This is a genomic window from Microbacterium sp. NPDC058062, from assembly GCF_042885375.1.
Lineage (GTDB): Bacteria > Actinomycetota > Actinomycetes > Actinomycetales > Microbacteriaceae > Microbacterium > Microbacterium trichothecenolyticum_C.
In genome coordinates, this window is sequence record NZ_JBHVSC010000007.1 from 143984 (window position 1) to 154787 (window position 10804).

The window sequence follows — 10804 nt, forward strand, 5'->3', positions numbered from 1 at the left end:
CTTGCCGAATCGACAAGCGGACGGATGCTGCGGGGCGCAGCTGGGCCCACGCGCCCGGAGGCTCCGCGCGACGCGCCAGCGGCGCGTGGAGGGGGCGTGGGGACCGTCCGCTTCGAAGCGGTGCGGGCTGAGCGTCAGGCGGAGACGCCGAGGTTGGCGGCGACGACCTCGGCGATCTGCACGGCGTTGAGCGCGGCACCCTTGCGGAGGTTGTCGTTCGAGATGAAGAGCACGAGGCCCTTGCCCTCGGGCGCGGACTGATCGGCGCGGATGCGGCCGACGAAGCTCGGGTCGTTGCCGGCCGCCTGCAGCGGCGTCGGGACCTCTTCGACGACGACGCCCGGCGCCGAGGCCAGGATCTCGTAGGCGCGCTCGGGCGTGATGTCGCCCTTGAACTCGGCGTGGATCGACAGCGAGTGGCCGGTGAAGACGGGCACGCGCACGCAGGTGCCCGCGACGCGCAGGTCGGGCAGCTCGAGGATCTTGCGGCTCTCGTTGCGGAGCTTCTTCTCCTCGTCGGTCTCGTTGAGGCCGTCATCGACGAGGTTGCCGGCGAGCGGGATCACGTCGAACGCGATCGGCGCGACGTACTTCTCGGGCTGCGGGAAGTCCACCGCCGAGCCGTCGTGCACGAGGTCGAGTGTGTTGCCCTGGGCGAGGACGCCCTCGACCTGGCCGAGCAGCTCCTGCGCACCGGCGAGCCCCGAGCCCGACACGGCCTGGTACGTCGAGACGATGAGACGCTCGAGGCCGGCCTCGGCGTCGAGGGGCTTCAGCACCGGCATCGCGGCCATCGTGGTGCAGTTGGGGTTGGCGATGATGCCCTTGGGCGGGTTCGCGATCGCGTGCGGGTTGACCTCGCTGACGACGAGCGGCACCTCGGGGTCCATGCGCCACGCGCTGGAGTTGTCGATGACGATCGCGCCGGCCTCGGCGAAGCGGGGCGCGTGCGCGCGGCTGCCGGTGGCGCCGGCTGAGAACAGGGCGACGTCGATGCCCGACGGGTCGGCGGTGGCGACATCCTCGATGATCACGGTCTCGCCGCCGAACTCGACGGCGGTGCCGGCCGAGCGCGCCGTGGCGAAGAGGCGCAGCTCGCGGATCGGGAAGTTCCGCTCGGCGAGAATCTCGCGCATGACCGTCCCGACCTGGCCGGTGGCGCCGACGACGGCGACGGAGAGTCCTGAATCGGAGATGCGGGTCATGGGAGTTCCTCAGCGTGGGCACAAGCGTGGAGCGGACGCGCGGGCACCGTCGATCGCGCGGGGTTTGGGCGATTCTACCGGCCGTGGCCGGACACCGACTGCGGTGTTACCTGTCCGAGCGGACAGTATGCGTGCGATTCCTGCCGTTCGCGTGCGGCTGCGCGCGGACCGACCGGGTCAGCGACCGCTGCCGGCGTAGACGGTCGCCTCGATGTCGCCGTCCAGGCCGTAGGCGGTGTGGACGACGCGAGCGGCCTCGGCGAGATCGTCGCCGCGCACCACAACCGAGATGCGGATCTCGGAGGTCGAGATCATCTCGATGTTGATGCCCGCGACGCTCAGCGCCTCGAAGAGCGTGGCCGAGACACCCGAGTGGGTGCGCATGCCCGCGCCGACGACGGAGAGCTTGCCGATCTGGTCGTCGTGCACCAGGTTCTCGAACCCGATCTCCGACTGGTCGGCGGCGAGCGCCTTGAGCGCAGTCGCGGCGTCGGTCTTGGGAAGCGTGAACGAGATGTCGGTGCGACCGGTCGTCGCGGCCGACACGTTCTGCACGATCATGTCGACGTTGGCGCCGGACTTCGCGACGACCTTGAAGATCTCGGCGGCCTTGCCGGGCACGTCGGGAACGCCGATCACGGTGATCTTGGCCTGGCCGAGGTCAGTGGCGACGCCGGCGACGATGGGCTCTTCCATCTCTTCTCCCCCTGAAATGTCGGGAACTGTGCCCTCGGGAAGGTTCATCCCTTGGCCGAGCACGTAGGTCCCCACGCCCGAGCTGAACGTGGAGCGGGCGTGGATGAGCACGCCGTGACGGCGTGCGTATTCGACGGCGCGGATGTACAGCACCTTGGCGCCGTTGGCGGCGAGCTCGAGCATCTCCTCGGCCGAGACCACGTTGAGCTTCTTCGCCTTCGGCACGACGCGCGGGTCGGCGGTGAAGATGCCGTCGACGTCGCTGTAGATCTCGCAGACGTCGGCCTCGAGCGCTGCCGCGAGGGCGACGGCCGTGGTGTCGGAGCCGCCCCGGCCGAGCGTGGTGATGTCGCGGGTGTCGCGGTTGAAGCCCTGGAAGCCGGCGACGATGACGATCGCGCCCTCGTCGAGCGCCTCGCGCAGGCGGATCGGCGTCACGTCGACGATGCGGGCCGAGCCGTGGTCGGCGGTCGTGATCATGCCCGCCTGGCTGCCGGTGAACGACCGGGCCTCGAAGCCCATCGAGTGGATCGCCATCGCCAGCAGCGCCATCGAGATGCGCTCGCCGCTCGACAGCAGCATGTCGAGCTCGCGCGGCGCCGGGATCGGCGCGACCTGGCTCGCGAGATCGAGCAGCTCATCGGTCGTGTCACCCATGGCGCTCACGGCCACGACGACGTCGTGGCCGGCGCGACGCGCGTCGACGATCCGCTTCGCGACGCGCTTGATGCTCTCGGCATCAGCCACCGACGATCCGCCGTACTTCTGGACGATCAGCGCCACATCGAACTCCACGCGTTTTGTCTGAGGACGGGCGAGAACGGATGCCGCTCACCGCGGTCTCCTGTCACCCAAAGGTCCATCTTACGGACGCGCTCATGCGCGCCCAGCCATGTGTCGCGGCGCCCGAACGGCGGCGGCGCGGCACAGGATCGGAGATCCGCGCCGACACGCCGCGCGCGCGGTGCGCCGACCGGCGTGTCGGCGAGAAGGTCCGATTCTGTGCGCCGCGGCGCGGCGCCAGTAGCATCCGAGCATGGAGCAGATCGAGACGTGGTCGGACTTCAACGTGGCCATGGTCGGCGCGACGGCGGCGCTCGCGGGTCTCGTGATCGTCGCCGCGAGCGTCAACATCGGCGACATCATCAAGGAGGCGTCGCTCACCGCGCGTCTCGCCGCGGGCATCTCGGGCCTCGTGCTCGCGCTCGTCGGCTCCGCGATCGGGCTCATTCCGGAGGTCGGGCCCGTCCCGTACGGGGTGGCGATGATCGTCATCGCGCTCGGCGCCGGGGTCTTCCAGGTACAGGCGACCCGGAGGATCTTCGAGAATCAGCATCCCGCCAATCGGATGCGCTGGCTCAAGGCGGCGGTGGGCTTCTTCGCCCCGCTCGCCTATCTGATCGGCGGCGCGCTCCTGGCTGCCGGCCAGCCCGGCGGCCTGGTGTGGTTCGCCGTCGGGTCGATCGTCGCGATCGGCGCCGCGCTGCTGGTGTCCTGGATCGTGCTGGTCGAAGTGCTCCGCTGAACTCAGCTCGAGGCGATCGGCGGCAGGTCGGCCGTCTCGGTCTTGCGCGCGCGGAGCGCGCCGCCGGTGGCGGCGAGCCAGCAGCCGAGGAGCACCAGCGGAAAGCCGATCAGCAGGCCGGGGGTCAGCGGCTCGCCGAGGATGATCGTGCCGAGGACGATCGCGACGACCGGATTGACGTACGTGAACAGCGGAGCCTTGACGGGACCGACGCGCGCGATCAGCGCGAAGAAGGCGATGAACGCGACCGCCGTGCAGAGCACGGCGAGGGCGACCAGCGACACAGTGCTCTCGACGGTCGGCACCTGATGCTGCGTCAGGAACGCGATCGGCGTGTAGAAGATGCCCACCGCGAAGAGGGCGAGGGTGATCGACCCGAGGGACGGCACATCGCGCAGCTTGGTGGCGATGACGAAGGGCGCGATCGCGTACAGGAGCGCGACGAGGAGCACCTCCCCCACGGCCATGAGGCCGCCGCCGCCCTCGATGGCGAGCCCGGGACCGGCGACGATCACGAACACGCCGGCGAAGCCGATGAAGAGCCCGATCGCGCGCGCCGGGCTGAGCACGGACCGGTCGCCGCCGCCGAAGGCGATCAACGCGGCGAACAGGGGCACCGTCGCCACCAGGAGTCCCGTGAGTCCTGAGGGCAGCGTCTGCTCGGCATGGCCGAGCAGCAGGAAGGGCCCGGCCATCTCGATCCCGCCGAACAGCAGCACCCAGCCGATCTTCGCGAACGCGGGACGCAGCGCCTTCTGGTGCAGCGCGAAAGGCAGCAGGAGCAGCGCGCCGAGCAGTGTGCGGCCGGCGACCACCGCCGCGGGCGAGTAGGACTCGACGGCGACACTGATGAACAGGTAAGGGACACCCCACAGCAGCGCCATCGCGGCGAACAGCAGCCATGCGCGCGTGTCGAACCGCTGTGAGGAGTTCATGCGGGGTGTCTCCCAAGGTGGTGTGGCGAAATCAGCCGAGACGCCGCTGGACGGACGTCGTCGTCATCGACTCAGGTTCCGGGTCGCCGGGCGTTGCGCGCGAGACGGCCGACCGCCAATCTACGACGGACTTCCGACATCATCGGCGATGGCGGAGCACACCCCGACCGGGGTTGGGGTCAGACCGAGCGGCGGCCCTCGAAGGCGCGACCCAGCGTGACCTCGTCGGCGTACTCGAGGTCGCCGCCGACCGGAAGACCGGAGGCGAGGCGGGTGACCGAGATCTCGAGGGTGTGCAGCAGGCGGCTCAGGTAGGTCGCCGTCGCCTCGCCCTCGAGGTTCGGGTTGGTCGCGAGGATGACCTCTTGCACGGTGCCGTCGGCGAGACGCTGCATGAGCTGCGTGATGCGCAGGTCGTCGGGACCGATGCCGGCGATCGGGCTGATCGCGCCGCCGAGCACGTGGTACAGCCCGCGGAACTCGCGCGTGCGCTCGATCGCCGCCACGTCCTTCGCGTCCTCCACGACGCAGATCAGCGTCTGGTTGCGGCGAGGGTCGCGGCAGATCGAGCAGCGTTCCTGCTCGGAGACGTTGCCGCACACCTCGCAGAAGCGCACCCGCTCGCGCACCTCGCTGAGCAGCTCGGCGAGGTGCGACACGTCGAAGTTCGGCGTCTGCAGGATGTGGAACGCGATGCGCTGAGCCGACTTCGGCCCGATCCCGGGGAGGCGGCCGAATTCGTCGATGAGGTCTTGGACGATGCCGTCGTACATGGGTTAGCTGAACCTCGTCGGGGGCTCGTAGGGCTCTTCGCGGACGAACGTCGCGCCGAGCACCTGGCGCACGACCGCCTCGCCGTAGCGCTGCACGCCGCCGTTGCGGGTCGTGACCACCGGGGTCAGAGGAGGCGCGACCGTGGGCGGCACCGGGAGGTCGGCGACGGCATCCGTGTCGTCCTCCTCGTCGTCGTCATCATCGCGCTCGAGGGCGGGTGCGATCTCGGCACGCGGCAGGACCTCGCCCTCGCGCGGCGGCGCGAGCGTCGCGACGCGTGCGGTCGCGGCCTCGGCGTCTTCGGGCTCGTCGTCGACCGCGAACTGCGCGGGCGTCTCGACGGGGAAGGCAGCCGGACCCGGGTCGGGCGGCGGGGCGTCGTCGTCGGACGGGATGGGCGCGACGGCCCAGTCGGTCACGGGCGCTGCCGATGCCGGCGCCGTGGCCTGCACGGTCGGCCGCGGTGCGGTGGGAGCCGTCGCACGCGGCGCAGCCGGTGCCGATGCGGGCGCAACAGGTGCCGACGCACGCGGTGCCGCAGCCTGAGCGGGTCGTGACCCGCTCGGCGGGGCAGCGGCGGTGCGGGTGGCCGCTGCCTCAGGTGCGGCAGCCTGACGCGGAGCCTCGCGACCGGGACCCGAGGGCGCCGGCGCCGCCGGGCCACCCGTGCCAGCGGAACCGCCGGACCCAGCGGCAGCGTCGTGACGGGCGATGTACTTCACGCGGATGCCGAGCACGGCCAGAATCGCCTGACGCAGGTCTTCGCTGGGGCCTTTGCCCGCGGCGAGCTGCTTGAACTTCGCGACGTCGCTCTGGCTCGAGAACGCCAGGGTCAGCACGTCGTCGTCGAGCGCCACGGTGCGGGCACCCGAAGCGAGCATCCACGACGAGCGGCTCACGTTCTCGAGCTGCGCGAGAACCTGCGGCCACGCCTGCTGGAGGCGGTCGAGCGTGACCGGGCCGGCGGGGACGGGAGGGGTCGCCACGGGCGCAGCCTCGGCAGGCTGCGCGGCTGGAGCCGGCGCCGCCGCCACGGCGGGCGCGGCAGCAGCGGCTGCAGGCGCGGCCGCTGCAGATGCTGCGGGCGCGGGCGCCGCGGGAGCTGTCGTCGCGGGGGCCGGTGCAGCGGCCATCGCCGGCGCGGCGACGGGAGCGGCGCCGGCGCCGCGCGCCAGCACGCGGGCGACCATCAGCTCGAGCTGCAGGCGCGGCGAGGTGGCGCCGGTCATGTCGTCGAGCGTCGCGATGACGAGGTCGGCGATGTGCGACAGCCGCGACGGACCGAAGGCGTCGGCCTGGCGCTGCATGCGCGCGAGGTCTTCGGCCGAGACGCCCCGCAGCACGGCGGCGGCGCCCTGGCCGGCCGCGGACACGACGATGAGGTCGCGCAGGCGCTCGAGCAGATCGTCGACGAATCGGCGCGGGTCCTGTCCGGTCTGCACCACGCGGTCGACCGCGGCGAAGGCAGCCGCCGCGTCGGAGGCGGCGAAGGCGTCGATCACCTCGTCGAGCAGCTCGGCGTGGGTGTAGCCCAGCAGCGCGACCGCGCGGGCGTAGGTGACCTTGGCGTCTTCCGAGCCGGCGATCAGCTGGTCGAGCAGCGACAGGGTGTCTCGGGGCGATCCGCCGCCCGCGCGTACGACGAGCGGCAGGACGCCCTGCTCGACGTTCACACCCTCCTGGGCGCACAGCTGCTCGACGTACTCGAGCATCGCGGCCGGGGGCACGAGGCGGAACGGGTAGTGGTGGGTGCGCGACCGGATGGTGCCGATGACCTTCTCGGGCTCGGTCGTCGCGAAGATGAACTTCACGTGGTCGGGCGGCTCTTCGACGAGCTTGAGCAGGGCGTTGAAGCCCTGCGGGGTTACCATGTGCGCCTCGTCGAGGATGAAGATCTTGAAGCGGTCGCGGGCCGGCGCGAACACCGCGCGCTCGCGCAGGTCGCGGGCGTCGTCGACACCGTTGTGGCTGGCCGCGTCGATCTCGACGACATCGAGCGAACCCCCGCCGCCACGGCCCAGCTCGACGCAGCTGTCGCACGTGCCGCACGGCGTGTCTGTCGGACCCTGAGCGCAGTTGAGGCAGCGGGCGAGAATGCGCGCCGACGTGGTCTTTCCGCACCCGCGGGGGCCGGAGAACAGATACGCATGACCGACCCGGTCGCCGCGCAGCGCGGTCATGAGCGGCTCGGTGACCTGCGACTGCCCGATCATCTCGCCGAACGACTCGGGCCGGTAGCGGCGGTAGAGGGCGGTGGTCACTCCCCCAGCCTACGGCGTGGGGCCGACACTTCGGCAGGCTCAGCGCATCGCATCGCGACCGCGACTCGAGAGCTCGGCGACCGTGACCGGACGCGCACGGCGCACGCCGAGGACACACGGCGATCGGCCGTCGAGATCCCCTGCTAGATTGCTCGGCAGTGACACGGGGTGCCCGCACGGCGGGCTGAGAACACACCCGTCGAACCTGATCTCGATCATGCGAGCGAAGGGATGTCGCGATGAACGCGCGCACCGAAGCCCACCTGTCCGCCCTCTCCCCCGCCGCCGCGCTGACGGTGCTGCGGGAGACCTCGCCCCTGGTGCAGTGCATCACCAATGCGGTGGTGACGAACTACACGGCGAACGCGCTCCTGGCGGTGGGCGCCGCCCCCGCCATGTGCGACATCCCGGGCGAGGCCGGACTCTTCGCCGGCGTGGCCGACGGCGTGCTGGTGAACCTGGGCACCCCCACCGCCGAGCAGCGCGAGGCCGCCCGCGAAGCGGTGCGGGCCGGCACCCCGTGGGTGCTCGACCCGGTCGCGGTCGGCGTTCTGCCCGTGCGCACCGCTCTCGCCGCCGAACTGCTCGAGCACCGTCCCGCCATCGTCCGCGGCAACGCCTCCGAGATCCTCGCCGTGGCCGGCGAAGGCGGCGGCGGTCGCGGAGTCGACGCGACGGACGGGACGGATGCTGCGGCCGGCGCCGCGCGGTCGCTCGCGCTGCGCACCGGCGGCGTGGTGGCCGTGTCGGGCCCGGTCGACCTCGTGACCGACGGCGAGCGCGTGGTCCGCATCCACGGTGGGGACGCGCTGCTCACGCGCGTCACCGGCGGCGGCTGTTCGCTCGGCGCGGTGATGGCCGCGCTCGTCGGCGTGTGCGCTCCGTTCGAAGCGGCGGTGGCGGCATCCGTCCTCTACGCGGCCGCGTCGGAACGGGCCGCGGCCCGCGCGGACGGACCGGGAACCTTCGCCGTGGCGTTCCTCGACGCGCTCGACGCCGTCGCCGCAGCGCCGGCCGAGCTCGACGCGCGCGTCGCCGACGTGCTGGCGACCCGATGAGCGGGCTCGGCGCGCGTCTCGCACTGCACCTCGTGACCGACGACCGCCTGCCGTTCGACCGGCTGGTCGACGTGGTCGACGCCGCAGCGGGCGCGGGGGTCGACGTCGTGCAGCTCCGGGCGAAGTCGGTGACCGCCCGGGAACTGCTGCGCCAGGCGCGAGCGCTGTCGGACGTCATCGACCGCCGCTGCCTGCTCCTCATCAACGACCGCGTCGACGTGGCCGTGGCAGCGCGGGATGCCGGGGCCCGCGTCGACGGCGTGCACCTCGGCCAGAGCGACCTGCCGCCGGAGACCGCGCGGCGCCTGCTCGGTGCGCACGCGGTGATCGGATGGACCGCGAACTCCGCGGAGCACCGTGCCGCGGCACATCTCCCCCGCCGCGGCACGATCGACTACCTCGGCGTCGGCGTCATCCGGCCGACGTCGACGAAGCCCGACCACCCGCCGACGCTCGGCGTCGAGGGCTTCGCCGCGTTCGCCGCGGGCACCGACCTGCCGTGCGTCGCGATCGGCGGAGTCGTCGAGTCGGATGTCGCGGCGCTCCGCGACGCCGGGGCCGCGGGCATCGCGGTCGTGTCGGCGATCTGCGGCGCGGACGACCCGGCGGCGGCGACCCGCGCGCTGCGGGATCGGGCCGATGCGCCCTCGCTCGAGGGGGTCGCGCGGTGACCGACACGGCGCTCGCCGCGCCCGCACCGACGCCGGTTCGCGCGGCGGCGATCCCGCGGGTGCTCAGCATCGCCGGCACCGACCCGACCGGGGGCGCCGGTGTGCAGGCGGACCTCAAATCGATCGGCGCGCTCGGCGGCTATGGCATGGCCGTGGTCACCGCGCTCGTGGCGCAGAACACCCGCGGCGTGCGCGCCGTGCACGTGCCGCCGACGACGTTCCTCGCCGCGCAACTGGATGCCGTGTCGGACGACGTCGAGATCGACGCGGTCAAGATCGGCATGCTGCAGTCGGCGGACATCATCGGCACCGTCCGGCAGTGGCTCGGACGCGTGCGGCCGCCGATCGTGGTGCTCGACCCGGTGATGGTGGCAACGAGCGGCGACCGGCTGCTCGACCCCGCGGCCGAGGAGGCGCTCCGTGAGCTCGCCCGCGACGTCGATCTCGTGACGCCGAACCTCGCGGAGCTCGCGGTGCTGGCCGGTCGCACCCGCGCGACCTCGTGGGCGCAGGCCGTCGCCGACGCGCAGACCCTCGCCCACGACACCGGCACGACGGTGCTGCTGAAGGGCGGACACCTCGACGGCGCCGACTGCCCGGATGCCATCGTGGCAGCCGACGGCGCCGTGCACGAAGTCGGCGGCGTTCGCGTCCAGACGCGTCACACCCACGGCACCGGCTGCTCGCTCTCGTCCGCGATGGCGACGCTCCGCGCGGGCGGCGCGACCTGGCCCGAGGCGCTTCAGCGCGCGAAGACGTGGCTGACCGGGGCGCTCACCCACGCCGACGCGCTGCGGGTGGGCGAGGGCAACGGCCCGATCGACCACTTCCACGAACTTCGGGACGCAGCTGGGCCCACGCGGCCGGAGGCTCCGGGCGACGCGCCAGCGGCGCCTGGAGGGGCCGTGGGGACCAACACCGTCCCTTCATGGTCGGCACGCGTGTGGGAGGCCGCCGCACCAGAGCGCGCGGAGGTCGACGACCTCGACTTCGTGCGCGGGCTCGGCGACGGCACGCTGCCGCGCGAGACGTTCCTGCGGTACCTCGCGCAGGATGCGCTCTACCTCGGCGAGTACTCCCGCGTGCTGGCGAAGGCGAGCGCGCTCGCGCCGACGTCGGAGGAGCAGGCGTTCTGGGCGCGTGCGGCGGAGTCCTCCATCGTCGAGGAGCGCCGGCTGCACGAGTCCCACCTCGGTACGACCGCCGCAGCCCCGGCGCCGCAGACGCTCGCCTACACGAACCACCTCCATGCGTCGGCCCGCTCGTACGCCGAGCTCGTCGCGGCGCTCCTCCCCTGCTTCTGGCTCTACACCGATCTCGGCGTCCGTCTCGCCACGCGGCGGCACGACGAGCACCCGTACGACGACTGGCTCGCGATGTACGGAGACCCCGCCTTCACCGCGGCGACCGCCCGCGCGACCGAGATCGCCGATGCGGCGGCGTTCGGGGCCGGCCCGATCGAGCGGGCGCGCATGGACGCGGCGTTCGCGCGCTCGATGGAGCACGAGCGGGAGTTCTTCGCCCGCGCCTGACCGGGATGGGCCGCGAAAGACGGAGATCCGGCGGAAGCAGGATGGATCCACCGGCGGTTTCAGGCGGTCATTGCAACACCGTCTTGTGGTGGGTCTGAGAGTAGTGCGTTGAGGGCTTCGGCGGGGGTGGCCCAGTCGAGGGTTTTG

General features: G+C 72.3%; 9 protein-coding genes and 1 riboswitch. Of the genes, 4 read left to right on the forward strand and 5 right to left on the reverse strand.

What is annotated here, in order from left to right:
* Positions 1-134 precede the first annotated feature (134 nt).
* Together ACFVSU_RS20460 and ACFVSU_RS20465 are read right to left on the reverse strand one after the other, a co-directional pair.
* Entirely contained in the window at positions 135-1205 is a 1071-nt protein-coding gene (locus ACFVSU_RS20460; protein WP_387147369.1) for an aspartate-semialdehyde dehydrogenase, read from the reverse strand.
* 177 nt (positions 1206-1382) lie between these two features.
* Positions 1383-2684 carry an aspartate kinase gene (locus ACFVSU_RS20465; protein WP_387147403.1) on the reverse strand — a complete coding sequence of 434 codons (1302 nt, stop codon included), beginning with the start codon at positions 2682-2684 and terminating at the stop codon, positions 1383-1385.
* Positions 2685-2937: 253 nt separating this feature from the next.
* On the opposite strand from ACFVSU_RS20465, the gene ACFVSU_RS20470 reads away from it, so the two are divergent.
* Complete coding sequence (locus tag ACFVSU_RS20470) at positions 2938-3426, forward strand: hypothetical protein (RefSeq protein WP_387147372.1); 489 nt, start codon at positions 2938-2940, stop codon at positions 3424-3426.
* Between the two features lie 2 nt (positions 3427-3428).
* Here ACFVSU_RS20470 and ACFVSU_RS20475 read toward each other — a convergent pair whose 3' ends face one another.
* The 3 genes from ACFVSU_RS20475 to ACFVSU_RS20485 all read right to left on the reverse strand — a co-directional run bounded on the left by ACFVSU_RS20475 (position 3429) and on the right by ACFVSU_RS20485 (position 7396).
* Positions 3429-4361, reverse strand: a complete 933-nt coding sequence (locus tag ACFVSU_RS20475; protein ID WP_387147375.1) for a DMT family transporter — start codon at positions 4359-4361, stop codon at positions 3429-3431.
* Positions 4362-4540: 179 nt separating this feature from the next.
* Entirely contained in the window at positions 4541-5134 is a 594-nt protein-coding gene (gene recR / locus ACFVSU_RS20480) for a recombination mediator RecR (RefSeq protein ID WP_310292398.1), read from the reverse strand.
* A gap of 3 nt (positions 5135-5137) precedes the next feature.
* Positions 5138-7396, reverse strand: coding sequence for a DNA polymerase III subunit gamma and tau (locus tag ACFVSU_RS20485; RefSeq protein WP_387147378.1), 2259 nt, complete (start codon positions 7394-7396; stop codon positions 5138-5140).
* Between the two features lie 154 nt (positions 7397-7550).
* A riboswitch (TPP riboswitch) is annotated at positions 7551-7645 on the forward strand.
* Between ACFVSU_RS20485 and thiM the strand changes: the two genes are divergently transcribed.
* From thiM to ACFVSU_RS20500, 3 genes are all read left to right on the forward strand, one after another.
* Positions 7636-8454: a hydroxyethylthiazole kinase gene (gene thiM / locus ACFVSU_RS20490; protein ID WP_387147381.1), complete on the forward strand. Its 819-nt coding sequence runs from the start codon at positions 7636-7638 to the stop codon at positions 8452-8454. Its footprint overlaps the riboswitch before it by 10 nt.
* Positions 8451-9125, forward strand: a complete 675-nt coding sequence (thiE, locus tag ACFVSU_RS20495) for a thiamine phosphate synthase (protein ID WP_387147384.1) — start codon at positions 8451-8453, stop codon at positions 9123-9125. The genes thiM and thiE overlap by 4 nt, the downstream gene beginning before the upstream one ends.
* Positions 9122-10657: a bifunctional hydroxymethylpyrimidine kinase/phosphomethylpyrimidine kinase gene (locus ACFVSU_RS20500; RefSeq protein WP_387147387.1), complete on the forward strand. Its 1536-nt coding sequence runs from the start codon at positions 9122-9124 to the stop codon at positions 10655-10657. Before thiE ends, ACFVSU_RS20500 begins: the two co-directional genes overlap by 4 nt.
* The last annotated feature ends 147 nt before the right edge of the window (positions 10658-10804 follow it).